The sequence below is a fragment of the Kitasatospora sp. NPDC096140 genome (assembly GCF_040303045.1).
Lineage (GTDB): Bacteria > Actinomycetota > Actinomycetes > Streptomycetales > Streptomycetaceae > Kitasatospora.
Genome location: NZ_JBEOUW010000020.1, coordinates 113,645 through 140,427 on the forward strand (window position 1 = coordinate 113,645; position 26,783 = coordinate 140,427).

Here is a 26,783-nt window from a genome sequence, read left to right on the forward strand (position 1 = left end):
CCGGACCTGCCGGAGGACGAGCCTCAGGTCCACGAGAACGAGCCGAGGCCCGCGAAGGCCGGTCAGGCCTTCTTGACCACGCTGGACTTGAGCTGCATGGCGCCGAAGCCCTCGATGCGGCAGTCGATGTCGTGGCCGTCGACCCCGTCGACCAGGCGGATGTTGCGCACCTTGGTGCCGGCCTTGATGCCGGAGGCACTGCCCTTCACCTTCAGGGCCTTGACGACGGTCACGGTGTCGCCGTCGTTCAGCACGTTGCCGACCGAGTCCTTGACCACCCGCTCCCCGCCCCCGGCGGCGGCCGCGCCGGTGTCGGCGGGCGCCCACTCGTGGCCGCACTCCGGGCAGACCATGAGGGCGTCCATCTCATAGGTGTACTCGCCGCCGCACTGCGGGCACGCGGGAAGGTTGTCGCTCATGTGATCAGGATATCCGCTCACCCGAGGGGCGTTTCCGCTGCTCAGCCGGTACGGGCGGGCGGCGGCACCGCTCCGCCGGGGCGAGGCCGGCACCCGGCGGAACGCCCCGGGAGGCGCCGGCCGCGTCCACTGCCGATACTGGGGCGGCACCCGGGCCCGCCGGGCACCGAGCCCGGGGCCGCGGGGCACCGCACCCGGGCGGCCGGGCCCCGCCCCCGCCGCCCCGATCCAGCGCGGAACCGAGGAGGACGCCATGACCGGATCCGTGGTCGTCGGCTTCGACGGCTCGCCGGAGAGCCTGGCTGCCGCCGAGTGGGCCGCCCGTGAGGCGCAGCGCCGGGGCCTGCCGCTCCGGATCCTCCAGGCGTGGCCGCTGCCGAAGCGGGACGTGGTCGGCAGCGACGAGAGCTACCGGCACGTCCGGTCGCAACTCGCCGCCCGCGAGGCCGCCCTGCGCGCCCTGGCGCCCGGGGTGGAGGTCTCCTCCGCGACCGAGTCCGCCGCGCCCGCCGAGGCGCTGGAGGCCGCCGCCGGGAGCGCCTCCGTACTGGTGCTCGGCTCACGCGGGCTGAGCACCGTCCGCGGCTTCCTGGTCGGCTCGGTGAGCCAGGAGGTGCTGCGCCGGGCCGCCTGCCCGGTGGTGCTCGTCCGGGCGGGCGAGGAGGAGCCGGACGGCCCGGTGACGGTGGGCCTGGATCTGGCGCACCCGGCCGATCCGGTGCTGGCCTTCGCGTTCGAGGCCGCCGCGCTCCGCTCGGCGCCGTTGCGCGTGGTGCACGTCTGGTCCCCGCCGGCCGGCAGCGAGCACATGTCCTACGGCGCGATCGGCGGGCTGGAGGGCGAGGTGTCCGGCGACGAGCGGGCCGACCTCTCGGAGGCGCTGGAGTCCTGGCGGGCCCGGCACCCCGAGGTGGCCGTGACGGCCGACCTGGTCCGGGGCAGGCCCGCGGTCGAGCTCGTGGACGCGGCGGCGACGGCCCGGCTGCTCGTGGTCGGCCGCCGCAGTCACCACCGGCCGCTGCGCCACCACCACCTGGGCCCGGTCGCGCACGCCGCGATCCACCACGTCCACTGCCCGGTCGCGGTCGTCCCGTACGGCTGACCGGCCGGATGGAGTGGCGGCCGTCGCGGCCCGTCAGCCGAGGTCGGCGCCCCCGCGCCCGAAGCAGGGGTAGCCGGGCAGCGGGTCCACCCGCCAGCCGTCGGCGACCTCGCGGAGCAGGCGCCGCATCGTCTCCGTGAACGCGGGGAGCCCGTCCAGCCGCGCCGCCGTCTCCCAGCGGTGCCTGAGCACCTGGCGCCGGGTCGGCACCGGCCGCCGGGTGCGGTGCATCGGGCCGTCCTCGGCGGTGCGCGGCAGCAGCCCCAGGGTGGCGTGCACCGTCCACACGGCCACCGCCCGCCGCATCCCGTCCTCCCACACCGCGTCCTTGGCCAGCGCCGGGTACACCGGGACGACCTCGGCCCGGTACGCCGCCTCGATCCGCCGGGCGAGCCCGTCCGGCAGCGCGAACACGCACCAGCACGAGGAGAACGGCATCCGGCAGTAGGCGGCGGTCAGGAACACCGACTGGAAGTCGGCGGCCTCGAAGTCGAGCAGCCGGAGCCCGTCCGGGGTGAGCAGGTTGTTGTCCGGGCAAGTGTCCCCCGGGGTGAAGGCCGGGTACTCCTCCCCGCCCGCCGTGCCGATCCGCGCGAGCTCCGCTCCGAGGCCGTCCGGTACGGCGACGCCGGCCGCCTCCAGCACGCCGGGCAGGGCGGCGGCGGCGCGGGCGATCCACGGGTCCTCCGCCCAGGTGGGCGTGCCCGTGTCGTACCGCGCCCACAGCCGGGTGAGGTCGGCGCGGCGGTCCACCGAGCGGGCCGCCAGCCGGCCGAGCCCGACCGCCCAGGCCAGCAAGCCCTCCTCGGCGGCCTTGGGGTCGTCCCCGAGCAGCAGGTCGGCGAGCGTCGGCGCGTCGCCGAGGTCCGCCAGGACGAGCAGCGGCACCTCGCGGTCCACCCCGAGCACCTCCGGGCCGGCCAGGCCGAGCGCGAGCCCGGCCGCTTCGGCCGTGAAGCCGCGCAGGGCGTCCCGCCCGCCGGTGTAGGCCTTGACGACGACGCTCCGCCCCTCCGCCGTCCGGCAGCGCAGCACGGTGGTGCGGGTGCTCCCGCCCAGGTCGACGGGATCGGACAACCGGGTGGCCAGGAGGCGTTCGGCGGCACGCGTGATCTCGTTCACCCGGGCATCCTGTCACCCGGGCGCCCGCTGCCGGGCCGCTTCCGTCGAACGCCCGCCGTCATACGTTTGACCCCACGGCCCGACCCGGCCACCCGATCCGCCACCCGATCCGACGCCCCACCCGCCACGCGACCCACCACCCGACCGCACCCGTCCCGCACCCCGAGGAGCCCGCCATGGCCGACCACACCCGCACCCACCTGCTCGCCGCCATCGGGCTCGCGAACAGCGCGCGCGAGCGCGGCAACCACCCCTTCGGCGCGGTGCTGACCGACGCCGCCGGGAACGTCCTGCTCACCGCCGAGAACACCGTGCTGACGGACCGCGACGTCACCGCCCACGCGGAGATCAACCTGGTCCGCCGGGCCTCCCGGACCCTCGACCCGGCGCAGCTGACCGCGGCCACCCTGTACAGCAGCACCGAACCGTGCGCGATGTGTGCCGGCGCGATCTACTGGAGCGGCATCCGGCAGGTCGTCTACGCGCTCGGCGCGTCCGAGCTGATCGCCATCGCGGGGGCCGACCCGGAGGAGCCGGTGCTCGACCTGCCGTGCCGACGGGTCTTCGCCGCGGGCGGCGACACCGTGGAGGTGTCGGGCCCGCACCTGTTCGAGGAGGCGGCTGCGGTGCACGCGGGCTACTGGGGATAGCCGGGCGGGGCGGCGGGCCGCGCTACAGTCCGTCCCATGAGCGAGCCCGTGCCCCCGCCCTTCGGCAGCTTCCCGACCGCCTTCGCCGCGCTGGAGGTGTGCGACGACCTGGCCGCCCCCGTGGCCGACGCCCTGAAGAACTGGGACGCCCGGGACGCGGCCGCGTCCGTGCTCTACGTGGACACCGACCCGGAGCAGGCGGACACCGCGGTCTTCTGCGCCGCGTACGACACGCCGCCGGAGCTCTCCGCGAACTGCGTGGTGGTCGCCGCCAAACGCGCCGGCGAGGTCACCCATGCCGCGTGCCTCGCCCTGGCCACGACCCGGGTGGACGTCAACCGCGCGGTCCGTACGCACCTGGGGGCGCGCAAGGCGTCCTTCGCGCCGATGGACGTCGCGGTCGAGCTGACCGGCATGGAGTACGGCGGCATCACCCCCGTCGGCCTGCCCGCCGCCTGGCCGCTGCTCATCGACGAGGCGGTGGCCGCGGCCCCGTACGTCCTGGTCGGCAGCGGCCGGCGCCGGGGCAAGCTGATCCTCCCGGGCCGGGCGCTGGCCCGGCTGCCCGGCGCCCAGGTGCTGCCGGGCCTGGCCGGCTGAGCGGCCGGCCCCGCCGCCGGGCCCGCCGCCGGGCCGCCGTCACCCGGCTGCCGGTAAGTACTGGCGGCGGCCCCGGGCGGCGCGCACCGTGGTGGAGGGGGCGACGACCGACAGGACGGTGCACATGGACGCGAACGAATCCGCTCCCCGCGTCGTGGTCGGCGTCGACGGCTCGCCGTCGTCGCACGCCGCGCTGCGCTGGGCGATCCGGCACGCCACGCTGATCGGCGGGGTCGTCGATGCGGTGGGCGCCTGGGAGCCGCCGAGCCACTTCGGCTGGTCGGCGCCGGTGGTCGACATGGCCCTCGACCGGGACGTGGCCGACCGGAAGTTCGCCGACGAGCTCCAGTCGGTGCTCGGCGAGGACCATCCGGTGGAGATCCGCCCGGCACTGGTGATGGGCGACGCCTCGGACGTGCTCCTGGACGCGTCGCGGGGCGCCGAGGTCCTGGTCGTCGGCAGCCACGGCCACGGCGGCTTCACCCGGGCCCTGCTCGGCTCGGTCAGCACGCGCTGCGCGCAACACGCCACCTGCCCGGTGGTCATCGTGCGCGCGCAGTGATCCGCACGGGGTGACGGGCCCGGCCCGGTGGGAGAATGCCGGTGTGGGGCCGCCGGTTGAGTCGGAGCTCGTGGGCCGGGCCGCGCTGCTGACGTCGCTGTGCCGCGCGGTGGACGGCGCCGCGGCGGGCCGCGGCGGACTGGTGCTGCTGGCCGGGGAGCCGGGGATCGGGAAGACGGCACTCGCCGCCGAGGTGGTGCGGTACGCCCGGAGCAGCGGTGTGACGGCGGTGTGGGGCCTGTGCGAGGACGGGGGTGTCGCACCCGCGCTGTGGCCCTGGCAGCAGATCGTGCGCGCGGTCACCGGACGGGCCGGGCCGTTCGCCCCGGAGCCGCCCGGGGAACAGCCCCCCGGGGAACAGTCACCCGGGGAACAGTCACCCGGGGATGAGCTCCCCGGGGAGGATCCACCGCGGCGCACGGCGGCTCCCGCCGGCGGTGCGGACTCCCGGCTCGCCCTGTTCGACCGGATCGCGGGCCTGCTGCTGCGGGACGGCCGCCCGCTGGTGGCCGTCCTGGACGACGTGCAGTGGGCGGACCCGGCGTCGGTGCTGCTGCTCGGCCACCTGGGCCGGCGCTCCCGGCACGAGCCGCTGCTGCTGATCGGCACCTACCGGGACGTCGAGCTGCCCGACGACCACCCCCTGCCCGCGCTGCCCGGCGCCGAGGTGGTGGTGCTCGGCGGCCTGGACCCGACCGGCGTCGGCACGCTGCTGGAGCGGTTCGGGCCGCCCGCGACGCCGGAGGCGGCGGCCCTGGTGCACCGGAGGACCGGCGGCAACCCGTTCTTCGTCCAGCAGGTCGCCCGGCTGCGCGCCGCCGCCGCCGACAACCCGGCCGGCAGCGACAACCCGACGGTGCCCACGGCCGTCGGGCAGACGGTGGCCCGGCGCCTGGCCCGGCTGCCGGACCGGACGGCCCGGGCGCTCGGCACCGCCGCGGTGCTGGGCCGCGCCTTCACCGCCGACCGGCTCGCCGGCGTCGCGGCCGTGCCCCGGGCCGAGGTCCCCGGCCTGCTGGAGCCTGCGCTGCGCGCGCGGATCGTCGCCCGGGACGACCCGGACGGCTACCGGTTCGTCCACGACCTCTTCCGGGCGGAGCTGGTGGACCGGCTCGATCCGGCCCGCCGCGCCGAACTGCACCTCGCCGCCGCCCGGGCCCTGGCCGACACCGCCGGCCCGGCCGAGCTGGCCTGGCACCACGGCCAGGCCCTGCCGTTCGGCCCGGTCGAACCGGCCGTCCGGCACGCCGTCCGGGCCGGCGAGGAGGCGATGGCCCTGCTCGCGTACGAGCAGGCCGCCCGGTGGTGGCAGCAGGCGGTACGGCTCACCGCCCCGGACGATCCCGCGGCACTGCGGTTGCGCACCGACCTGGCGGAGGCCGAACTGCGCGCCGGGGCGAGGGATTCGGCCGCCCGCCGGTTCGCCGAGGTGGCCGAGGCCGCCCTGACGGCGAACCGGCCGGAGCTGCTGGCGGCGGCCGCGCTCGGGCTCCACGAGGCGGGCGTCCGCAGCGACGACTCCCCGCGCGAGGTGGTCGACCGGCTGGAGCGCGCCGAGGCCGCCCTGGCCGGCGGGCCGCACGCGGCCGTGCACGCCGAGGTGCTCGCGGCCCTGGCCCGGGAGCTGGCCGACGGGCCGGAGCGGGACACCCCCCGGGCCCGGGACCTCGCCCGGCGGGCCGCGGACCGGGCCCGCGCCGCCGGCGATCCGCACGCCCTGGCCACTGCGCTGTTCGCGCAGCACGACGTCACCTGGGCGCCGGGCACCGCGCAGGACCGGCTGGCCCTCGCCGACGGCATGGTGGCGGCGGCGGTGGCGGCGCGCGACACGGCACTGGAGTTCGAGGGCACGCTGTGCCGCTTCGTGGCGCTGCTGGAACTCGCCGACCCGGGCGCGGCGGACGCGCTGCGCCGCGCGGCCGACGCGGCCGAGCGGTCCCGGCTGCCGCGCGCCCGCTACCTGGTCCGCTCCCGCGACGCCGCCTGGGCGCTGCTCCGCGGCCGCTACCGCGAGGCCGATCAACTGTCCGCCGAGGCATCCGAGTTGGCCGAGGCGATCGGTGAACCGGACGGCGCCGGGGTGAGCGCCACCCAGCGGATCGCCGGAGCGCTGGCCCGGGAGGGGCCGGCCGGGGTCGCGGCCACGCTGGCGGAGTGCGGCGACGCCGGGCTGCCCCCGGAGTTCCTGCCGCACTGGCGCTGCTTCGACCACCTGGCGGCCGACGAGCCCGGGGCGGCCGCCGCCGTGCTGCGCGCGCTGCCCGCCGCCGAGGTGCTGTCCCGCTACCGGTGGCGGGCGCTGGCGGGCCTCGCGTTCGACGTGGAGATCGCCGTGGCGGCCGGCGTTCCGGAGGTGCGCGAGGACCGCTACCGGCGGCTGCTGCCGTACGAGCGGGAGACCATCGTGATCGGCGGCGGTGTCGCCGTCCTCGGCCCGGTGGCGCTCTACCTGGGCCTGGCCGCCACCGGGCCGGAGGCCGTCCGGCACCTGACGGACGCCATGGACGGCGCCGACCGCCTCGGCGCCCGGCCCGTCGCCGTCCGGGCCCGGCTCGAACTCGGCCGGGCGCTGCTGGCCCGCGATCCGGCGGGCGAACGCGGTCGCCTGCTGCTCGCCCAGGCGCTGGCCGCCGCCGAGGAGCTCGGCCTGGACTGGCTGCGCGACGACGCCCGGGCCACCCTCGCACGGGCGGACAGCGACCACGTGTTCCACCGGGACGGCCAGCTGTGGACGCTCGGGTACCGCGGCCGCACGGTGGTCCTCAAGGACGCCAAGGGCCTGCACGACCTGGCGCTGCTGCTGTCCTCCCCCGGCCGGGAGGTCTCCGCCACCCGGCTGCTGGGCGGCCCGGACCAACCGCCCTCCGGCAGCGACGAGCGCGCGGACGAACGGGCGCGCGCCGCCTACCGGGCCCGGCTGGACCGCCTCGACGGGGAGATCGCCGAGGCCCGCGAGCTCGACGACGTCCCCCGGCTGGCCCGCGCCGAGGAGGAACGCGACGCGCTGGTCACCGAGTTGCGCGGCGCGTACGGCCTCGGCGGGCGCCCGCGCCGCCTCGGCGACGCCGGGGAGCGGGCGCGCACCACCGTCACCGCCCGGATCCGGGACACCATGCGCCGGATCGAGCGCGAGCACCCCGAGCTGGGCCGGCACCTCGCCGCGTCGGTCACCACCGGACGGGCGTGCGCCTACCGCCCCGCGCAGCCGGTGCACTGGCAGCTGTGACCGCCCGACGGCAACCGCCCGACGGCCCGGCGGGCGCCCGTCCCACAGTCTGTGAGGCGGTTTCCCACGCCTCTCGGTCACCAGCACTTCCGAAGAGGTGATCGAGATGGCACCCGCCACCGAAACCGCAGCACCGGCCGAAGCCGGAACGCCGAGCCCGACCCCGACCCCGACCCCGACCCCGACCGAACACGCGTCGCCGACCGGTTCCACGCCCCCGACCGTCGACCCCGACCGACTCGAAGCCGCCGTGGGCCACGTCTTCGGCGAGCTCGGCGTCAACTGCACCGCACCGCTGATCGTGCTGGGCGACCGGCTCGGCCTGTTCCGCACGATGGCCGGCGCCGGCCCGCTCACGTCCGCCGAACTGGCCGCCCGCACCGGCCTGGTGGAGCGCTACGTCCGGGAGTGGCTGCGCGGCGTCGCCGTGGCCGGCTACCTGGACCACGACCCGGCGACGGACGGCTTCACCCTCACCGACGAGTACGCGGCCGTCCTCGCCGACGACGGCTCCCCGACCGCGCTGATCGGCGTCTTCCCCGGCCTGATCGCGCTCTGGGCGGACCTCGACCGCGTCGAGGGCTTCTTCCGCACCGGCGGCGGCATGGGCTGGGGCGAGCACCACCCGGCCCTCGGCCTGGCGCAGGAGCGCTTCACCCGCCCCGCGTACGTGCACGGCCTGATCGCCGCCTGGATCCCCGCCGTCGAGGGCATCGTGCCGAGGCTCGACGCCGGTGCCCGGGTCGCCGACGTCGGCTGCGGCCACGGCCTCTCCTCGATCCTGATCGCCCAGCGGTGGCCGCGCAGCACCGTCGTCGGCTTCGATCCCGACGACGCCGCCGTCGCCCGGGCCCGGGCGTCCGCCGCCGAGGCCGGGCTCGACGGGCGGGCCGTCTTCGAGGTCGCCGACGCCGCCGGCTACCCCGGCGACGGCTACGACCTGATCACCTTCACCGACTCGCTGCACGACATGGGCGATCCGGTCGCCGCCGTGGCGCACGCCCGGGCCGCCCTCGCGGCGGACGGCGCCGTCCTGGTCGTCGAGCCGCTGGCCGCCGACCGCTTCGCCGACGACTTCGCCAATCCCTACGCCCGCGTCGGCTACGCGATCTCCACCCTGGTGTGCACCCCGTCCTCGCTCGCCCAGACCGGCGCGGCCGCGCTCGGCACGATGGCCGGCGAGGCCCGGCTGCGGGAGGTCCTGGCGGCGGGCGGGCTCACCCGGGTGCGGCGGATCGCCGAGGACAGCGCCCCGCTCAACATCCTCCTGGAGGCCCGGCCCTGACCCCCGCGCGGGTGCGCCGGGCTACGGCGCACCCGCCGTGTGCCGTCCGCACCCGCCGGGTCCGGTCAGGCGGCGCCGCTGACGCCCGGGACGACGAAGCGCCGGTGGAGCGGGCTGAACGTCGTCTCCGGTGCGCCGGGGATGCCGGCCTTCTCGACCGCCGGGGCCAGCCGTTCGGCGAAGAACGTCTCGAACGCCTGCTGGGAATCCCACACGTCGGTCACGTGCAGGCCCTGCGCGTCGAACCAGGCGACGTGCAGCTGCGCACCCGCCGGTTCGAGTTCCTCCCAGCGGACCTCGTCACGCACCGTGTCGTACTGCTCCGGAGTGGCCCCGACCCACCGCATCGACATCACCACAGCCATGTCACCGCTCCCTTGCCGACTCGTCGTGACGCGATTCCCGCGCTGCTTCCACGAAACGCCCCCGCCGGCGCGTACGCACCTCGACCCACACCGGTTCCCGAAGGTTCATCACGGATTCATGACGATAGGACAGCCGAGGGCCAAGAATGAGGGAAGGCTAACCTTCCTAAGGCTAGCCTTCCCTCATGAACAGTCTGCTGTTGGCCGCGAACACGGCCGGATACACCACGCCCCAGCTCTGGCGGATCCTCACCAAGACGGGCTACTTCATCGGCCTCAGCGGAGCCATCGGCACCACCGTCACCTACGCCACCACCGTCCTCCCGTCCCTGCGGGCCGCCGAACGCACCGGCGGCGAGGACGGCACGCACGACGCGGCCGTCCTGAGATCCAGATCGGCGGTGTACCTCGCCTGGGCGGGCGTGGTGCTGCTGGTCACCGGCTACTTCCAGCTCGCCGCCCGCGTCGCCCGCTCCGGCAAGGGCATGCCCTTCGGCGACGCCCTCGCCCCCGACCGGATCCTGGACTTCCTCCGGGCCCCCGCCGCCAAGGGCGCCTGGATCTCCCAGGGCACGGTCTACCTCGTCCAGAACGCCGTCCTGCTCGCCACGGCCGCCGCCTTGACCGCCCTGTTCGTCCCGGCCGTCCGCCGCCACACCGACCGCGTCGCGCTCGCCGCCCTGCCGGCCGCCCTCGCCGTCACCCTGATCGCCGCCGTCCCGACCACCGCGCCCGCCGACCTCGACCGCTGGCTCGACCTCGTCCTCGACCAGGTCCACATCGTCTCCGGCACCGTCTGGCTCGGCGGCCTCGCCCTGCTCGTCGCCCTCGCCGGCGCCCGCGGCCGCCTCGGTGACGCGGCCGGCCCGCTGTGGGCCGACCTGTGGCGCCGTTTCAGCCTCGTCGCCATGGTCTGCGTCGGCGCCGTCGTCGTCTCCGGCCTCTGGCTCACCTGGAAGCACGTCGGCGCGGTGTCCCAGCTGTGGACGACCGGCTACGGCCTCGCCCTGCTCGTCAAGGTCCTCCTCGTCCTCGCCCTGGTCACCGCCGGCGCCTTCAACCAGTTCTGGCTGATGCCTCGCATCGCCCGGGCCCGCCGCGCCGACGACACCGCCTCCCTCCGCCACCTCACGCTGCACCACTTCCCGAAGGTCGTCTGGGGCGAGGTCGTCCTCGGGGTCGCGGTGCTGGCGGTCGTGCCGTTCCTCGCCGGCTCCGCCCGTACCGAGGCCGGCAGCGCCAAGGCCGTCTCCTCCGGCAGTCTCTTCGCCGCCGGCGCCGCCCTGGTCCTCGCCCTCGCCGTCTCCCTGTACGGCACGGTCAAGGCTTCCGACGCGCTGTCCCGCCGCGCGCCGGCCGCCCCGGCCGCGCCCTGACACCCACGCCCTGACACCCGCGCCCTGACACCCGCACCCCACCCGCGCGCACCGCCGGTCCGGACCTCCTCCGGACCGGCGGCGCGCGTTCCGGCGTCCGGCCCGGATGCGGCCCGGGGCGCGAAGTGGTCGACTCGACACGAGGGGAAGTCTCGGGGTTGCCACCGGGAGGAGCCGTACCGATGCCCAAGGTATCCAAGCAGTCGGCGCCGCAGGTCCAGGAGTTCGGGCCGGTGACCGACCGCCGCGCGGAGATGAACGGCTACACGGTCGAGTTCGTCTCCTTCGCCGCCGAGGCCGACCTGGACGGTCCGCTGCAAGCACTGCCCGGCGGGATGTGCCACTGCCCGCACTGGGGCTACGTCATCGCCGGACGCATGCGCTACGTCTTCGGGGACCACGAGGAGGTGTACGAGGCCGGCGACGCGTTCTACCAGCCGCCGGGCCACCGGCCGTACGTCGACGCCGGAACCGAGCTGCTGCAGTTCAGCCCCACCGACGACCTCGCCGTCACCGAACGGGCCATCATGGAGTGGATGGCCCGCCAGGAGGGCGGCACCCCGTAACAGCCCCCGCCCGGCTCACCCCGGCTGGCGCTCCGGGTGGGTCAGGTTGGCGCCGTCGCGGGGGTCGAAGACGTGGATCCGGGCGGTGTCGACCCACAGCTCCAGCGGGTGGCCCTCGGCGGCGCGGGTCGCGGTGTTCAGCCGCGCGACCACGCGGTGCTCCTGCATGCCCGTGTCGGCCCGGCCCGAGTCCGCGGCGAGTTCGGCGAGTTCCTCCGTCGGCGCCGGCCCGCCCTCCTCCGCGAAGTGGACGTACACGTCGGAGCCCACGGACTCCCGGACCTCGACGGTGACGGTGCAGGTGACGCCGCCGGTGTGCTCGGCCAGGGCGGCGTCCTCGAAGTCCTCGGGGCGGATGCCGACGATCAGCTCGCGGGGCGCGTCCGCGCGCTCCAGGGCGCGCCGGGTGCGGTCGTCCAGCGGCAGCGCGCCCAGCGAGGTGCGCAGCGCGTTCTCCTCCAGCGCGGCGCCGAGGAAGTTCATGCCGGGCGAGCCGATGAACCCGGCGACGAACAGGTTGACCGGCTCGTCGTACAGGTGCTGCGGCGAGCCGACCTGCTGGACGACGCCGGCCCGCATGACCACCACCCGGTCGCCGAGCGTCATGGCCTCCACCTGGTCGTGGGTGACGTAGACGGTGGTGGTGCCCAGACGGCGCTGGAGCGCGGCGATCTGGGTGCGCATCTGGACCCTGAGCTTGGCGTCCAGGTTGGACAGCGGCTCGTCCATCAGGAAGGCCTTGGGGTCGCGGACGATGGCCCGCCCCATCGCGACCCGCTGGCGCTGGCCGCCGGAGAGGTTGGCGGGCTTGCGGTCCAGGTGCTGGGTGAGGTCCAGGATGCGGGCGGCCTCCTCCACCTTGGCGGCGATGGTCGCCTTGTCGGTCTTGGCCAGCCGCAGCGCGAAGCCCATGTTCTCGCGCACGCTCATGTGCGGGTAGAGGGCGTAGCTCTGGAAGACCATGGCGATGTCGCGGTCCTTGGGCGCGCGGTCGTTGACGACCTCCCCGGCGATCCGCAGGGTGCCGTCGGTGATGTCCTCCAGCCCGGCGATCATGTTGAGCGTGGTGGACTTGCCGCAGCCGGAAGGGCCCACCAGGATCACGAACTCGCCGTCGGCGATGGTGAGGTTGACGTCGCGGACGGCGAGGGCGCCGTCGGGGTAGCGCTTGGTGATGCCGTCGAGGACGATCTCGGCCACGGTCCGCCTTCCTGGTCCGCCGGGTGGGGCGGTCTCAACCTTTGACTGCGCCGGCGGTGAGTCCGGCGACGATGCGGCGTTGGAACAGCAGCACGAAGACCACGATCGGGATCGTGATGATCACGGCGGCGGCCGCGATCGAGCCGGTCGGCTGCTCGAACTGGGAGCTCCCGGTGAAGAAGGCGATGGCGGCCGGCACCGTCCGGGCCGAGGTGGTGGAGGTCAGCGAGATCGCGAAGAGGAAGTCGTTCCAGCAGAAGATGAAGACCAGGATCGCGGTGGTGAACACGCCGGGTGCCGCCAGCGGTGCGATGACCAGCCGGAACGCCTGCCAGGGCGTGGCGCCGTCGACCTTGGCCGCCTTCTCCAGGTCCCACGGGATCTCCCGGAAGAACGCGGAGAGGGTGTAGATCGCCAGCGGCAGCGAGAAGGTCATGTAGGGGATGATCAGCCCGGCCCAGGTGTCGAAGAGGCCGAGCACCCGCTCGATGTTGAACAGCGGCGAGACCAGCGAGATCGGCGGGAACATCGCGATCAGCAGGGAGATGCCGATCAGCAGCCGCTTGCCGGGGAAGCGCAGCCGGGCCACCGCGTAGGCCGCCATGGTGCCGAGGACGACGGCGATGGCGGTGGAGATCACCGCGATGCCGATCGAGTTCACCAGGGCCCGGGTGAACTCCGACGTCTGGAAGATGCCGCGGTAGTTGGCCCAGGTCCACTCGCGCGGCACGAAGTTCCCGTCGGTGAGGGTGGCGGGGTCCTTGAAGGAGAGCGCCACGATCCACCACACCGGGAAGAGCGCGTACAGGACGACGACCAGGTTGGCGACGCCCCAGCCGGTCAGCGTCCGGGCGTGTCGGGTGCTCATCGGCTCTCCGGTTCCGCGCCCGGCGTCGCCGTGCCGAACAGCTTGACGAAGACCAGGGCGATGAGTGCGACGCAGACGAAGATCAGGACGGAGATCGCCGATCCGATGCCCAGGTTGAGCGCGGTGAAGAGGTTGTCGTAGCCGAGGATCGACACCGAGCCGGTGCCGTTGGAACCGCCGGTCAGCACGTAGATGTTGTCGAAGATCCGGAAGGCGTCCAGGGTGCGGAAGAGCAGGGCGACCAGGATGGCCGGCTTCATCAGCGGCAGGATCACCAGGCGCAGCCGCTGCCCGAAGCTCGCGCCGTCCACCATCGCCGCCCGGACGGTCTCGTCGGGCACCAGGGCGAGTCCGGCGAGCAGGAGCAGGGCCATGAACGGGGTGGTCTTCCACACCTCGGCGAGGATGATCAGGCCGATGGCGGGCCACTGCTCGGTCAGCGGGGCGCTGCCCTCGGGCAGCAGGGCGGCGAGGTAGCCGGTGCCGGGTGTCCAGGCGTACTGCCAGGAGTAGGCGGCGACGACGGTCACGATCCCGTACGGCACCAGGACGGCGGTGCGGACGGTGCCGCGGCCGAAGACGGCGCGGTGCATCACCAGGGCGAGGGCGAGACCGAGGACGAGCTCGACGGCCACCGACACGACGGTGATCAGCACGGTGACGCCGAGCGCCTGCCACCAGTACGGCGAGCTCAGCACCGCGCCGTAGTTGGCGAGCCCGACCCAGTGCGCCTGCTCGGGGAAGCGCAGGTCGTAGCGCTGGAGCGAGAGGTAGACGGCGTAGCCGATGGGGTAGGCGGTGACGGCGAGCATCACGACGACCGCGGGGGCGCACAGCAGCAGGCCGAGCCGGCGTTCCTGGCGGGCGCCGCGGGACGGCCCGGCCGGGGCCTTGCCGGCCGTGGCGCGGGAGGCGGTGGACGGTGTCACGGGATCAGCCCCTTCGAACCGAGGGCGTCCTGGATCTGCCCGTGGAGGTCGGCCACGTCCTTCTCCGGGCGGATGTCGGCGGGCGGGGAGAGGGTGTGCGAGATCGCGATGGAGACGTTCTGGTAGGCCGGGGTCTTCGGCCGGATGCTCGCGGAGTCCAGGGCGGCGAGCACGTCCGCGGCGAAGGGGTAGCTCCGGGTGAGCTCCGCCGCCTGGTAGAGGCTGCGCAGGGAGGGCGGGAGGCCGCCCTTCAGCGCGTTGGTCAGCTGGTTCTCCCGGTCGCGCAGGCACAGGGTGGCCTCGAAGGCGAGGTCGGGGTGCCGGCTGTAGGCGCCCACCGCGAGGTCGATCCCGCCGATGGTGACGCTGGCGGGGCGGCCGGGGATCACGGCGGGGTACGGGGCCCAGCGGAAGTGCTGGAACAGCTCGGGCTGGTTGGCCTTCATCGAGGGGTAGACGAAGGGGTAGTTGAGTTCGAAGGCGGCCGTGCCGGACTCCATGGCGAGCCGGTTCTGGTCCTCCATCTGGTTCGGCAGCGACGGGTCGGCGGCGGGTGAGGTCGCCAGGTCGTGCATCACGGTGGCGGCGGTGACCGCGGGCGCCCCGAGCGAGGGGGCCTGCGCGTCGGGGGTGAGGATCGAGCCTCCGGCGCTGGTGATCAGGGTGTTGAACCAGACGGTGAGTCCCTCGTACTGGGCGCCCTGGATCTCCACGTAGTGCGGCTTGCCGGCGCGGGCCAGCTCGTCCGCCTTGGCCAGCATCTCGGCCCAGGTCCCGGGCGGGGTCTGCACCAGGTCGTCGCGGTACCAGAGCAGTTGGGTGTTGGAGTTGTACGGCGCGGCGTACAGCCGGCCCTGCCAGGTGGCGGTGCGCACCGCCGCGTCGAGGGTGTCGGCGGTGGCCCGGTCGCGCAGTTGCCCGGTCCACTCGTGGATCCAGCCGGCCTCGGCGAACTCGGCGGGCCAGGTGACGTCGAGGCCCAGGATGTCCACGTCGGTGTCGTGCGCGGCCATCCGGCGCACCAGCTGCTGGCGTTGGCCGTCCGCGCCGCGGGGCAGTTTGTTGTAGCGGATCGTGTAGCGCCCGCCGGACTGCTGCCCGCAGCGGTCGGCGGCCTGCTGCAGGGCGCCCGAGTCGTCCGGGAAGTTGTACCAGTTCAGGGTGGCCTGGCCGCTCTGCCCGCTGCTCCCGCAGCCCGTCAGGGCGGACGCGACGACGGCCAGCCCGGCGGCGGCACTCGCCCACCGTGAGCGGAGACTGGGGACCCTCGGCATCGTTCTCCCGTGGTGGGGCGGACCGGCCCCGCCGACCCTAGCCCTGCGCCACCGCCGCTCCCCGGCGTGCCGCGCCGCCGGCCATCCGGACGGGTGAACCCCGGCCGGGGTCACCGGCCGCGGCGCACGAGGCCGCCACCCGGGGCGGTGCGTCGTGGCGACCGGGAATCCTCCGCCCGGGTCCGACACGCCACGGGCGGCGGACCATCGCCCGCCGCCCCGGGGGGCGACGCCTACTGTCGCCTTCGCCCCGACCGGGGACGAAAACCGACAGAAGCGGAGAAACACCCATGAACCGTCGCCTCACCCGGACGCTGATCCTGCTCGCCGCCGCCGGCCTGGCTGCCGTGCCGACCGCCGCGAGCGCCGAGGTCGTCTCCGGCGGCAACCACGGGACGGTCATCGTCGGCGACAACAACCAGGTCGCCGGCTACGACATCATCAACGCGGGCCACGACGCCACCGTCGGCTCCCACAACGGCGCGAGCGGGACGACGGCCGGGGTCGCCACCGGCGCCATGGAGGCCGCCCAGGCCACCGGCGGCAACTACGGGACGGTGATCGTCGGCGACAACAACCAGGTCGCCGGGGACGACATCGTCAACGCCCTCAACGACGCCACCGTCGGCTCCTACAACGGCACCTCCACGATGGCCGCGACGATGACCGCCGCCATGAAGGCGATCACGGGCTGAGCCCCTCGCGACTCGCGCCGCCGCCCCGGAACGGGCTTCCGGGGCGGCGGCGCGTGCCCTGCCCACGCCCGGCACTCGGCGTGGCCGGGACGGGGCGGGAGTCGACGGAGGGAGGCGGGTCAGGTCCGGAAGAGGGCGACCTTGAGCGCCCCGGTGCCGGCCGCGTCCGCGAAGGCGTCGTACGCGTCCTGCATCTCGCCGAGGCCGAACCGGTGCGTGACCAGACCCCCGACGTCCAGTCGGCCGACGGCCAGCATGTCGAGCAGCATCGGGGTGCTGTGGGTGTCGACCAGGCCGGTGGTGACGGTGACGTTGCGGATCCAGAGGTCCTCCAGGTGGAGCGTCGCGGGCCTGCCGTGCACGCCGACGTTGGCCACCCGGCCGCCGGGGCGCACCAGTCGGGTGCAGAGTTCGAAGGACTCGGGCACCCCGACCGCCTCGATCGCGACGTCCACGCCGAGCCCGTCCCGGCTCAGGCCCCGGACGGCCTCCGGGGTGGCTTCGGCCACGGTCAGGGTGGTGTCGGCGCCGAAGCGCTTGGCGGCGTCCAGGCGGCTCTGCGCGAGGTCGACCGCGATGATGCGGGCCGGGCTGTACAGCCGGGCGGTGAGGATCGCGGCGAGCCCGATCGGCCCGGCGCCGACGATCGCCACGGTGTCGCCCGGCCCGACCCGGCCGTTGCGCACGCCGACCTCGTACGAGGTGGGCAGGATGTCGGCGAGCAGCAGCGCGTCCTCGTCGCGGACCCCGTCGGGCAGCTTGTACAGCGAGGTGTCCGCGAAGGGCGTGCGGACGTACTCGGCCTGGCAGCCGTCGACCAGGTGTCCGAGGATCCAGCCGCCGCCCCCGGTGCACTGGCCGTAGCTCGCGGCGCGGCAGTAGGCGCAGCGGCCGCAGGCGGAGATGCAGGAGATCAGGACGCGGTCGCCGGGTGCGACGGTGCGCACGCCCGGCCCGGTCTCGGTGACGGTGCCGACGGCCTCGTGGCCGAGGACGCGGCCCTCCTCGACCTCCGGGACGTCGCCCTTGAGGATGTGCAGGTCGGTGCCGCACATGGTGACCGCGTCCACCCGGACGACGGCGTCCTCGGGGTCGCGGACGACCGGGTCGGGGACGTCGCCCCAGGTGCGGCGGCCGGGTCCGTGGTAGGTGAGCGCTTTCATGCTGCGGTCGCTCCTCTCGGACGGCGGAGCCGTGGCGGTCCCGCTCGCCCTTCCAGCGTCATCCGCGGCCCCACCCGCCGCCAGGGGGCCGTTGGGGTGCTCCGACGGGGCCGTTGGACCCCCCTTCCGCCCGACGCGGCCCGGGCCGCGCGCCTACGCTGGTCCGTGGGCCATCGGGGGCGAGCCAGGGAGGTTCCCTTGGACAGCGCGTCGGAGGCCGGTGCGTCGCAGCCGGGCGCCCCCGTGCCGAAGCTGCGGCTGGACGAGCTCCTGGACGAACTCCAGGCCCGCCTGGACGCCGCCCGCGGCACCCGCGACCGCGTCCACAGCCTGCTGGAGGCGGTGCTGGCCGTCGGGCGCGACCTGGAGCTGACCCAGGTGCTGCAGCACATCGTGGAGGCGGCCGTCACCCTGGTGGACGCCGAGTACGGCGCGCTCGGGGTGATCGGCGAGGACCAGCGCCTCTCGCAGTTCATCCCGGTCGGGGTCACCGACGAACAGGTCGCGCTGATCGGCGCCCTGCCGTCCGGGCACGGCATCCTCGGCGAGCTGATCCGCCACCCCGAGCCGCTGCGGCTCTCCCGGCTCTCCGACCACCCGGCCTCCTACGGCTTCCCGGCCGACCACCCCCCGATGCGGACCTTCCTGGGCGTGCCGATCCGGATCCGCGACAAGGTGTTCGGCAACCTCTACCTGACCGAGAAGCGCGGCGGCGACGACTTCGACGCCGAGGACGAGGCGGTGCTCGCCACCCTCGCCGTCGCCGCCGGCGTGGCCATCGACAACGCCCGGCTGTACGCCCGGGCCCGGCAGCGGCAGCGCTGGCTGGAGGCGAGCGCCGAGGTGACCAGCAGCCTGCTCTCGGGCAGCGCGGAGCAGGAGGTGCTGGACCTGCTGCTCGCCCGGGCGGCCGAGATCGCCGGCGCGGACCTCGCCGTGTTCGCCGTGCCGGTGCCGCAGGCCCGCGAGCTGGAGGTGCGGATCGCCGTCGGGCTGCGTGCGGAGGAGCACCGCGGTCTGGTGCTGCCGGTCGAGGGGTCGTTCGTCGGCTCCGCCGTGCGCACCGGCGGGCTGGTGGTCAGTCCCGACGTCCGGCGGGACCCGAGGATCACCGCCGGGCCGCCGCGCTGGGAGGGCCTCGGCCCGGCCGTGGCCGTCCCCGTCGGGACCGCCGAGCGCGGCATCCGCGGGGTGCTGATGCTGGCCAGGGCCGCCGGGGCGGCGCTGTTCGAGGAGGGCGGGTCCGGGCCGCTGCTGGGCTTCGCGGGGCAGGCGGCGGTGGCCATGGAACTGGGCGAGCGGCGCCGGGACTCCGAGCAGGTCGCGCTGCTGCGGGAACGCGACCGGATCGCGCGCGACCTGCACGACCTGGCCATCCAGCGGCTGTTCGCCACCGGGATGACCCTGCAGGGCGCGACCCGCTTCATCGACCACCCCGAGGCGGCCGACCGGGTGCTGCGGGCGATCGACGACCTGGACGAGACCGTCCGGACCATCCGCGCCACCATCTTCGGCCTACGGCTGCGCGAGCGCGGCCCGGCGGCGGAGGGACTGCGCAGCCGCGTCGTCGAGGTGGTCGACCGCGCGGCCCGCTCGCTCGGCTTCGCGCCGGCCCTGCGGATGACCGGCCTGCTCGACGTCACGGTGCCCGCCGAGGTCGCGGACGCGGCCGTCGCCGTCCTGGAGGAGGCGCTGTCCAACGCGGCCCGCCATGCGAAGGCGACCACAGTCGAGGCCACCATCGCGGCCGGCCCGGACGTGACCGTCACCGTGACCGACGACGGCGTCGGCCTGCCCGAGGGCGGCCGCCGCAGCGGCCTGGCCAACCTCGCCGACCGCGCCACCGCCCTGGGCGGCGCCTTCACCGCGCGGGCCCGCCCCGAGGGCGGCACCGAGCTGGTCTGGCGGGTTCCGCTGTCCTAGGGTCCGTCTTCAACGCCGGGTCCCAGGGCTCCGGGATCAGGGCCGGTCCAGCACCTCGCCCGGGGCCAGCCGGGGTGTCGGGGCGCCTTCGGGGCCGTAGCCGAGGCGGATCAGGATCTGGACGTGGCCGGGGCCGCGGTGCGGGTCGCGGGCCTCCCAGCGCAGGTAGGGCCACTCCATGGCCTGGTGCAGCAGGGAGGCGCGGACGCCGTGGACGGTGGCGGCGAGCAGGACGTGTTCCAGGGCGAGGCCGGCCTGCAGCCAGTCCCGCGGGGCGTCGTGCTCGGTGGCGAGGACGGCGATGCGGGGCTCGGCCTCGAAGCGCGCGGGGGCCCGGTGCTCGTCGGCGTGGATGGCGGAGAAGTCGCGCATCGGCAGCCGGCCGGCCGCGTCCTGGGGGCCGAGCGCGCCGACCGGGATGCCGTACGGCGGTGCCTCGCCGCTGCGGATCCAGCTGCGGCTCTCGGTGCGCTGGGCTTCGTCGGTGGTGTTGCGGCGCTCGGCCTCGGCGGTGAGGTGCAGCAGTCGGGCGGTCTCCGCGTGGTCGGGCAGGTGGAGCAGGGCGTCCTCGGACCGGGCGGCGGTGGCCAGTTCGTCCAGGACGGCCGGGGGAACGGGCTCGCCGGTGAACGGGGTGCGGCTGGAGTGGCGGCGCCAGATCGCCTCGTACAGCTTCTCGGTGCCCGGCACCGGTGCGCCGGCCGGAGTGTCGAGCTCGACGGCGGCCAGCAGTCCGGGTTCGGCCGGGTCCGGGAGCAGCCTCACCTCGGGCGCCCAGCCGAGGTGGCGGGCGGCGACCCGCAGATTGAGGACGGCCGCGCCGACGGAGATGTGCAGCGCCCGGCCCTGCGGGTCGACGGCCGGGACGGCCCGGCTGGGGTCGGCCCGGACCTCCAGCGTCGAGGTGTCCGGCTGGAGCCGGAAGCGCCAGGGCTGGCTGTTGTGGATCGAGGGTGCCGCCACCGCGGCGGAGACGAGCTTCTCCAGCGCGGGGGCGTCGAGGGTGAGGGTGGGCATGGCCGCCTCCAGGGAGATGGATCACCTCCAGCATGCGGCCGGGGGCCGGCGCGCCGCTTGGGCCGTTCGGCTCCGTCTCCGGGGCCCGGACGGGGTCGGGTTCGGGCCCGGCGGGCTCAGTGCGGGCCGGGATGGTGCTGCTCGGGCGGCTCGGCGTGGGCGGCCAGGACGGCGGCCTGGAGGCGGCGCTCGACGCCCAGCTTGGCGAGCAGCCGCGAGACGTGGTTCTTCACCGTCTTCTCGGCCAGGAAGAGTTCCCGGCCGATCTGCCGGTTCGTCTTGCCCTCCCCCACCAGGACGAGGATCTCCCGCTCGCGGGGCGTCAGACCGGCGAGGGCCGCGTCGCTCTCGCTCTGCTCGTCGTGGTGGCGCAGGCTCTCCATCAGCTTGCGGGTGGTGGCCGGGTCGAGCATCGACTGGCCGGAAGCCACCGTACGCACCGCGCCGACCAGGTCCGCGCCCTTGATCTCCTTGAGCACGTAACCGGCCGCGCCGGCCATGATCGCGTCCAGCAGGGCGTCGTCGTCGTCGAAGGAGGTCAGCATCAGGCAGGCGAGGCCGGGCAGCCCGTCCCGGAGCTCCCGGCAGACGCTCACGCCGTCGCCGTCCGGGAGCCGTACGTCGAGCACGGCGACGTCCGGGCGCAGCGCGGGCACCCGGGCGAGGGCCTGCGCGCAGGTGCCGGCCTCGCCGACGACCTCGATGTCCGCCTCGGCCTCCAGGAGGTCCCGGACGCCCCGCCGGACCACCTCGTGGTCGTCCAGGAGGAAGACGCGTACGGGCCGGGGCGTGTCCATGGCCTGCTCCGTGGGGGTGCGCGGGCGGTGACACCACCGATTCTGCGCCGCCGCGAAGCGCTGCGCACGGGCGGCGGCGCCTCCGGCCGCGGCTGCCGACCCGGCCCGCAGGCCCCGTGCGGCGCCGCTCCGGGGTCACTCCTCCTCGAAGGCCGGCCCGGCGGCCGCGGGGCGCCGGAGCCGCCGCAGGTAGGGGTCGAAGGACGGCCTGCGTTCGAGGCGCACCCGGGCGTCCACGCAGACCGCGCCGTCCGGGCGGACGATGACGGGGTTGAGGTCGGCCTCGACGAGTTCCGGGAGGTCCTCGGCGAGCAGGGACAGCCCGGTCAGGACGGACCGTACGGCGGCGAGGTCGACGGCCGCCCCGCCGTGCCGGCCGAACAGCAGTGGGGCGCTGCGCAGTTCGGTGACCATGGTGGTCAGGTCGCGCTCGCTCAGCGGGGCGAGCCGGGCCACCCGGTCGGCCAGGACCTCGGTGGCGGTGCCGCCCAGTCCGAGGACGACGAGCGGGCCGAAGACGCGGTCCTGCACCACGCCCGCCAGCAGCTCCAGCCCGGGCGCGGCCATCGGCTGGACGACGGCGCCGACCAGCTCCGCGCCGAAGCGCTTGGTGAACTCGCGGTAGGCCTCGCGCACGTCGGCGTCCGTGGCGAGGCCGGTGCGGACGGCGCCCACGGCGCTCTTGTGCACCTGCCCGGGCCAGTACGCCTTCAGGGCGACCTTCGCGTCGTGCCCGAGCCCGCGGAGCCCGTCGGCTGCGGCCACCGCCGCCTGCTCGTCCCGGACCCAGACGGTCGTGGTGAGCGGCAGCCCGTAGGCCGCCAGCAGGTCGGCGGTGGACAGCGGGTCCAGCCAGCCGCCCCCGGGGTGGGCGGTCAGGTAGCCGTCGACCAGGCTGCGGGCCGCCTGCCGGTCGCAGTCCGGGGCGGCGACGGGTGCGGACGGCGGTTCGGCGAGTCGGCGGGCGCGGTCCCGGGCGTGGACGAGGGCCCGGGCGGCGGCCACCGCGTCCGAGTAGGCCGGCAGCACGCCGCCGTCGGCGCAGCTGCGGTACCGGACGGGCACCTGCTGGTCGAGCAGCACGGCGACGACCGGGACGCGGCGGCGGGCCGGGCCCTCCACCAGGGCGCGTACCGGGTCCTCGCCGGTGGCGGCGCCCAGCGCGGTCGGCACCAGGCACACCAGGATCGCGTCGACGGCCGGTTCCTCCTCCAACGCCCGGAGGAGGTGGGTGAGTTCGACCGGAGTGACGGCCGCCGTGGTGTCCACCGGGTTCCGCACGGACGCGCCGGCGGGGAGCAGTTCGGCGAGACCCTGCGGGAGTTCGGGCAGCGCGAGACCAACCTCGGCGCAGGCGTCCGCCGCGAGGATCCCGATGCCGCCCGCGTTGGACACCACGGCGACCGCCCCGCGCGGTGCGGGCAGCGGCTGGGCGTGGAACAGGGCGGCGGCCGCGACGAGTTCGTCGATGCTGCGGGTGGCGGTGATGCCGGCCTGCCGGAACAGCGCCTCCCGGGTGACGGTGGGGGTGGCGGCCGCGGCGGTGTGCGAGGCGGCGGCGCGGCGGCCGGCGGTCGAGCGGCCGGCGTCGACGGTCAGCACCGGGATCGTGCGGGTGACCCGCCGGGCGGTGCGGGCGAAGGCGCGCGGGCTGCCGAAGGACTCCAGGTGGAGCAGCGCGAGGTCGGTGCGGCCGTCCGCCTCCCACCACTGGAGCAGGTCGTTGCCACTGACGTCGTACTTGTCGCCGAGCGAGACGAAGCTCGACACCCCGATGCCCAGCCAGGTCAGCCGCGACAGCAGGGCGATCCCCACGCCGCCGCTCTGCACGGCCACCCCGGCGGTGCCGGGCCGGGTGAAGGCGCCGCCGAACTCGGCGTCCAGCCGGACGGCGGGATCGGTCTGGGCCAGGCCCAGGCTGTTCGGCCCGACCAGCCGCATGCTGTGCCGGCGGCAGGCCCGGATCAGCCGGCCGGCCTCCTGCGGCCCGAGGCCCGAGGTGAGCACCACCAGTGCCCGCACGCCCGCCTCGCCGCACTCCTCGGCCACGCCGGGGACGGCTCCGGCGGGCACGGCCAGCACGGCGAGGTCCGGCACGGCGGGCAGCGCGGAGACGGACGGGTACGCGAGCTCGCCGCCGATCTCGCGTGCGTGCGGGTTGACCGCCCAGAGCGGGCCGGCGAACCCGCCCTGCCGGATCTTCGCCAGGACGGTCCCGCCGACCGAGCCCTCCCGCCGGGACGCCCCGACCACGGCGACCGAGGCCGGGCGCAGCAGCGCGGCCAGGCTCGCCACGTCGGCGCGGCGCCCGCGCTCGTCGACGGCCGAGCGGTAGTGCTCGTCGCCCTCGTCCAGCGGCACCCGGATCCTCACCTCGCCCCGGGCGTGGTGCCGGCGGACGGGCAGGCCGAGGTCGGCGAAGACCTGGTGGACGGCCTGGTTGCCGTAGAGGGTGTCGGCCTCGAAGAACCGGATCCCGGCGGCCCGGGCGGCGTGCACCAGGTGTTCCAGCAGCAGGGTGGCCACGCCCCGGTGGTGCCAGCGGTCGGCCACCGCGAGGGCCAGCTCCGCGGTCCGCGACGGTTCGTCCAGCAGTTCGCAGTCCGCCTCCCCGACCAGTTCGTCCCCCGCCCAGGCGCCGAGCGCCAGGACGCCGGTGCGCGACGGCCCGCACAGCCGGTCCGCGGCCTGGGCGGGCGCGTTGCGGCTGACCCCGAAGAACCGCATCCGGCGGCTCTCCTCGGACATCCCGGCGGCGTGCAGGTCGAGCACCGCCCGGTGGTCGTCCGGCCCCAGTGGCCGCAGCTCCACGGTGGTGCCGTCGGCCAGCAGGGCTTCCGCGGTGGTGAGCGACGGGTGGGCAGCGGTCATGGCGCACCTCCTGTCTCCGTCATCCAGCCTCGCCACCCCGCCCCGGCCCGGGGAAGGACCGATCGGCCCCGCCCGCGGGCCGGACGGCGGCGGGCGGGCGGCAGCCGGCAGGTGGCGGGCGGCCCGGCCGCGGGCAGGCGGCAGGCGGGCGGCCCGGCGGCGGGATGCGCAGACTGGAGGCACACCGGTCGGCACGGAGGTCACCTCGTGGCAGCGGACCCACCAGCGGAGCATCCCGACATGCCGGACCCGTGGACCCTCCGCTACCAGGGCTTCGACCCGGCCGAGGAGGGGCTGCGGGAGGCCCTGTGCGCGGTCGGCAACGGGTACGTGGTCAGCCGGGGCGCCGCGCCTGAGGCGGTGGCGGACGGGGTGCACTACCCGGGGACGTACCTGGCGGGCTGCTACGACCGGGCGGAGTCGGCCGTCGCCGGGCGCGTGGTCACCAACGAGGACCTGGTCAACTGCCCGAACTGGCTGCCGCTGACCTTCCGCCCGGCGGGCGGGGCGTGGTTCACCGGGCCGCCCACCGAGCAGACGCTGGAGCTGGACCTGCGCCGGGGACTGCTGACCCGCACCGCCCTCGTCGTCGACGGGCAGGGGCGGCGGACCAGGCTGGTGCAGCGCCGCCTGGCCAGCCAGGCCCGGCCGCACCTGCTGGCCCTGGAGAGCACCTTCACCCCGGAGAACTGGTCCGGCCTGCTGGAGGTGCGCTCGGGCCTGGACGGCGACGTCGCCAACACCGGGGTCGCCCGCTACCGGGGGCTGGCCGGGCGCCACCTCGTCCCGGCCGGTCAGGGGGTGGACGGCACGGGGCTGCTCCGGCTCGAAGCCGAGGCGCTCCACTCGCCGCTGCGGATCGCCCTGTGCGCCCGCACGAGCGCCGACCGCGCGCACACGGTGACGACCGAGCAGCGCGAGGGCTGGACGGCCCACCTCCTCGCCCTGGAGGCCACTGCGGGGCGGCCCGTCACCGTCACGAAGACGGTCGCCGTGCACACCTCCCGCGACCGGGCGACCGGGACCCCGCTGCGCGCCTCCCGGCTGCTCGCCGCCGAAGCCGCCGACTTCGGGCAGCTGCTCGCCGAACACGCCCTGCGCTGGGCGGAGTTGTGGCGCCGCTGCGGGATCGAGGCCGACTTCGACGGCGCCGGCCCGCTGCACCTGGACCTGTTCCACCTGCTCCAGACGTACTCCGAGCACTCCGTCGACCTGGACGTCGGCATCCCGGCCCGGGGGCTGCACGGCGAGGCGTACCGGGGGCACGTCTTCTGGGACGAGCTGTTCGTGCTGCAACTGCTCGACCTCCGCTTCCCCGAGCTCGCCCGGGCCGTGCTGCGCCACCGCCACCGCCGCCTGGAAGCCGCGCGGCGGCAGGCCCGCGCGCTCGGCCTGCGGGGGGCGGTCTACCCGTGGCAGAGCGCCGGCGACGGCCGGGAGGAGTCCCAGCAGCTGCACCTCAATCCGCTGTCCGGCCGCTGGCTGCCGGACCACAGCCACCTGCAGCGGCACGTCGGCTCGGCCGTCGCCTACAACGTCTGGCAGTACTACCAGGCCACCGGGGACCGGGACTTCCTCGCCTCGGCCGGCGCCGAGATGCTGCTGGAGATCGCCCGCTACTGGTCCTCCGCCGCCGACTACGACCGGGCCCGGGAGCGCTGGTCGATCCGCGGGGTCCTCGGCCCCGACGAGTACCACGACGCCTACCCCTGGGCGGACCGGCCGGGCCTGGACGACAACGCCTACACCAACATGCTGGCCTCCTGGGTGCTGGCCCGCGCCCGCGACGCCCTCGACGCCCTGCCCGGCTACCGCCGCGACGAGCTGCGCGAGCGCCTGGCCCTCGACACCGCGGAGCTGGAGCGCTGGCAGGACGTCGGCCGGCACCTGCACGTGCCCTTCCACGACGGCGTCCTCAGCCAGTTCGACGGCTACGAGCGGCTCGCCGAGCTCGACTGGGCGGGCTACCGGCGCCGCTACCCGGACCTGCGCCGGCTCGACCGGATCCTGGAGGCCGAGGGCGACAGCGTCAACCGCTACAAGGCCTCCAAGCAGGCCGACGCCCTGATGCTCTGGTACCTGTTCTCCGCCCGCGAGGTGCGCGACCTGCTGCGGCGCCTCGGCCACCCGGCCGGGCACGAGCTGCTGCGCCGTACGACCGACTACTACCTGCGGCGCACCGTCCACGGCTCGACGCTCAGCTCGGTGGTGCACGCCTGGGTGCTCACCCGCTCCGACCGCCGCGCGTCCTGGCGGTACTTCCGCGACGCCCTGGTCGCCGACCTGCGGGACAGCCAGCACGGCACCACGGCGGAGGGCGTCCACCTGGGCGCCATGGCGGGCGCGGTGGACCTGCTGCAGCGCTGCTACACCGGCCTGGAGGTCCGCGAGGACGCGCTCTGGCTCGACCCGCACCTGCCCTCCGCGCTCGGCCGCCTGGAGCTGGACCTGCGCTACCGGGGCCACTGGGGCCTCGGCATCGCCGTCGACCGCCGCACGGTCACGGTGCGGCTGCGCGCGGACCGCCAGGAGCCGGTCCGCGTCCGCCTGCGCGGCACCGAGGCGACGATCCGGCCCGGCGAGACCCGGCGCTTCCACCTCTGACGGGCGCGCGGCCCTCGGCGCCCGCCTGGCTGCCTGCCTGCGCGCCTGCACTGCGCCCGGTGCGCCCGGTGCGGCCGGTGCGCCCGGTGCGGCCGCCGGGCCGAACCGCCGTCCCCACGAGGGCCTGACGGCCCCGATCCGGGCCGAACGGCCCACCGCCGCCGGACGC

The 26,783-nt window shown here is 75.6% G+C and carries 22 protein-coding genes; 11 read left to right on the top strand and 11 right to left on the bottom strand.

Translation table 11 applies throughout. The annotated features are described in order from the left end of the window. Positions 1-62: 62 nt before the first annotated feature. Positions 63-419 carry a zinc ribbon domain-containing protein YjdM gene (locus ABT048_RS21980; protein ID WP_350523132.1) on the bottom strand — a complete coding sequence of 119 codons (357 nt, stop codon included), beginning with the start codon at positions 417-419 and terminating at the stop codon, positions 63-65. 253 nt (positions 420-672) lie between these two features. Here ABT048_RS21980 and ABT048_RS21985 point away from each other — a divergent pair, with 253 nt between their 5' ends. After that, a complete protein-coding gene (locus ABT048_RS21985; RefSeq protein ID WP_350523133.1) occupies positions 673-1,521 on the top strand; it encodes a universal stress protein in 849 nt (282 codons plus the stop codon). A 33-nt stretch (positions 1,522-1,554) separates the two neighbouring features. On the opposite strand, the gene ABT048_RS21990 is transcribed toward ABT048_RS21985, so the two are convergent. Continuing rightward, entirely contained in the window at positions 1,555-2,643 is a 1,089-nt protein-coding gene (locus ABT048_RS21990; RefSeq protein ID WP_350523134.1) for a hypothetical protein, read from the bottom strand. Positions 2,644-2,819: 176 nt separating this feature from the next. Between ABT048_RS21990 and ABT048_RS21995 the strand changes: the two genes are divergently transcribed. From ABT048_RS21995 to ABT048_RS22015, 5 genes are all read left to right on the top strand, one after another. Continuing rightward, positions 2,820-3,293: a nucleoside deaminase gene (locus tag ABT048_RS21995; protein ID WP_350523135.1), complete on the top strand. Its 474-nt coding sequence runs from the start codon at positions 2,820-2,822 to the stop codon at positions 3,291-3,293. Between the two features lie 36 nt (positions 3,294-3,329). Continuing rightward, a complete protein-coding gene (locus ABT048_RS22000) occupies positions 3,330-3,893 on the top strand; it encodes a YbaK/EbsC family protein (RefSeq protein ID WP_350523136.1) in 564 nt (187 codons plus the stop codon). Between the two features lie 124 nt (positions 3,894-4,017). Further along, positions 4,018-4,455: a universal stress protein gene (locus ABT048_RS22005; protein ID WP_350523137.1), complete on the top strand. Its 438-nt coding sequence runs from the start codon at positions 4,018-4,020 to the stop codon at positions 4,453-4,455. 43 nt (positions 4,456-4,498) lie between these two features. Beyond that, positions 4,499-7,681: an ATP-binding protein gene (locus ABT048_RS22010; protein WP_350523138.1), complete on the top strand. Its 3,183-nt coding sequence runs from the start codon at positions 4,499-4,501 to the stop codon at positions 7,679-7,681. 106 nt (positions 7,682-7,787) lie between these two features. Then, positions 7,788-8,966: a class I SAM-dependent methyltransferase gene (locus tag ABT048_RS22015; protein ID WP_350523139.1), complete on the top strand. Its 1,179-nt coding sequence runs from the start codon at positions 7,788-7,790 to the stop codon at positions 8,964-8,966. Between the two features lie 65 nt (positions 8,967-9,031). Here ABT048_RS22015 and ABT048_RS22020 read toward each other — a convergent pair whose 3' ends face one another. Further along, the gene (locus ABT048_RS22020) at positions 9,032-9,331 is read right to left on the bottom strand and encodes a hypothetical protein (RefSeq protein WP_350523140.1); all 300 of its coding nucleotides are present in this window, start codon (positions 9,329-9,331) and stop codon (positions 9,032-9,034) included. 185 nt (positions 9,332-9,516) lie between these two features. On the opposite strand from ABT048_RS22020, the gene ABT048_RS22025 reads away from it, so the two are divergent. Together ABT048_RS22025 and ABT048_RS22030 are read left to right on the top strand one after the other, a co-directional pair. Next, entirely contained in the window at positions 9,517-10,707 is a 1,191-nt protein-coding gene (locus ABT048_RS22025; RefSeq protein ID WP_350523141.1) for a CopD family protein, read from the top strand. 182 nt (positions 10,708-10,889) lie between these two features. Then, a complete protein-coding gene (locus tag ABT048_RS22030; protein ID WP_350523142.1) occupies positions 10,890-11,273 on the top strand; it encodes a hypothetical protein in 384 nt (127 codons plus the stop codon). A gap of 15 nt (positions 11,274-11,288) precedes the next feature. Here ABT048_RS22030 and ABT048_RS22035 read toward each other — a convergent pair whose 3' ends face one another. The 4 genes from ABT048_RS22035 to ABT048_RS22050 are packed head-to-tail and all read right to left on the bottom strand — an operon-like array spanning position 11,289 to position 15,544. Further along, positions 11,289-12,473: an ABC transporter ATP-binding protein gene (locus tag ABT048_RS22035; RefSeq protein ID WP_350523143.1), complete on the bottom strand. Its 1,185-nt coding sequence runs from the start codon at positions 12,471-12,473 to the stop codon at positions 11,289-11,291. Positions 12,474-12,507: 34 nt separating this feature from the next. Continuing rightward, positions 12,508-13,341 carry a carbohydrate ABC transporter permease gene (locus ABT048_RS22040; protein WP_350523144.1) on the bottom strand — a complete coding sequence of 278 codons (834 nt, stop codon included), beginning with the start codon at positions 13,339-13,341 and terminating at the stop codon, positions 12,508-12,510. Beyond that, positions 13,338-14,270, bottom strand: a complete 933-nt coding sequence (locus ABT048_RS22045; RefSeq protein ID WP_350523145.1) for a carbohydrate ABC transporter permease — start codon at positions 14,268-14,270, stop codon at positions 13,338-13,340. The genes ABT048_RS22040 and ABT048_RS22045 overlap by 4 nt, the downstream gene beginning before the upstream one ends. After that, positions 14,267-15,544 carry an ABC transporter substrate-binding protein gene (locus ABT048_RS22050; RefSeq protein WP_350523146.1) on the bottom strand — a complete coding sequence of 426 codons (1,278 nt, stop codon included), beginning with the start codon at positions 15,542-15,544 and terminating at the stop codon, positions 14,267-14,269. The genes ABT048_RS22045 and ABT048_RS22050 overlap by 4 nt, the downstream gene beginning before the upstream one ends. 290 nt (positions 15,545-15,834) lie before the next feature. On the opposite strand from ABT048_RS22050, the gene ABT048_RS22055 reads away from it, so the two are divergent. Continuing rightward, entirely contained in the window at positions 15,835-16,239 is a 405-nt protein-coding gene (locus ABT048_RS22055; protein WP_350523147.1) for a hypothetical protein, read from the top strand. A gap of 119 nt (positions 16,240-16,358) precedes the next feature. On the opposite strand, the gene ABT048_RS22060 is transcribed toward ABT048_RS22055, so the two are convergent. Beyond that, positions 16,359-17,402, bottom strand: coding sequence for an alcohol dehydrogenase catalytic domain-containing protein (locus ABT048_RS22060; RefSeq protein ID WP_350523148.1), 1,044 nt, complete (start codon positions 17,400-17,402; stop codon positions 16,359-16,361). 198 nt (positions 17,403-17,600) lie between these two features. On the opposite strand from ABT048_RS22060, the gene ABT048_RS22065 reads away from it, so the two are divergent. Beyond that, entirely contained in the window at positions 17,601-19,325 is a 1,725-nt protein-coding gene (locus ABT048_RS22065; protein WP_350523149.1) for a sensor histidine kinase, read from the top strand. A 36-nt stretch (positions 19,326-19,361) separates the two neighbouring features. On the opposite strand, the gene ABT048_RS22070 is transcribed toward ABT048_RS22065, so the two are convergent. From ABT048_RS22070 to ABT048_RS22080, 3 genes are all read right to left on the bottom strand, one after another. Next, the gene (locus ABT048_RS22070) at positions 19,362-20,342 is read right to left on the bottom strand and encodes an Acg family FMN-binding oxidoreductase (protein ID WP_350523150.1); all 981 of its coding nucleotides are present in this window, start codon (positions 20,340-20,342) and stop codon (positions 19,362-19,364) included. Between the two features lie 116 nt (positions 20,343-20,458). After that, positions 20,459-21,139, bottom strand: a complete 681-nt coding sequence (locus ABT048_RS22075) for a response regulator (RefSeq protein ID WP_350523151.1) — start codon at positions 21,137-21,139, stop codon at positions 20,459-20,461. Positions 21,140-21,274: 135 nt separating this feature from the next. Beyond that, positions 21,275-24,010 (bottom strand): bifunctional acetate--CoA ligase family protein/GNAT family N-acetyltransferase, encoded by a 2,736-nt coding sequence (locus ABT048_RS22080; protein WP_350523152.1) that lies wholly within the window; start codon positions 24,008-24,010, stop codon positions 21,275-21,277. A gap of 240 nt (positions 24,011-24,250) precedes the next feature. Between ABT048_RS22080 and ABT048_RS22085 the strand changes: the two genes are divergently transcribed. Beyond that, positions 24,251-26,614: a glycoside hydrolase family 65 protein gene (locus ABT048_RS22085; protein ID WP_350523153.1), complete on the top strand. Its 2,364-nt coding sequence runs from the start codon at positions 24,251-24,253 to the stop codon at positions 26,612-26,614. Positions 26,615-26,783: the final 169 nt, after the last annotated feature.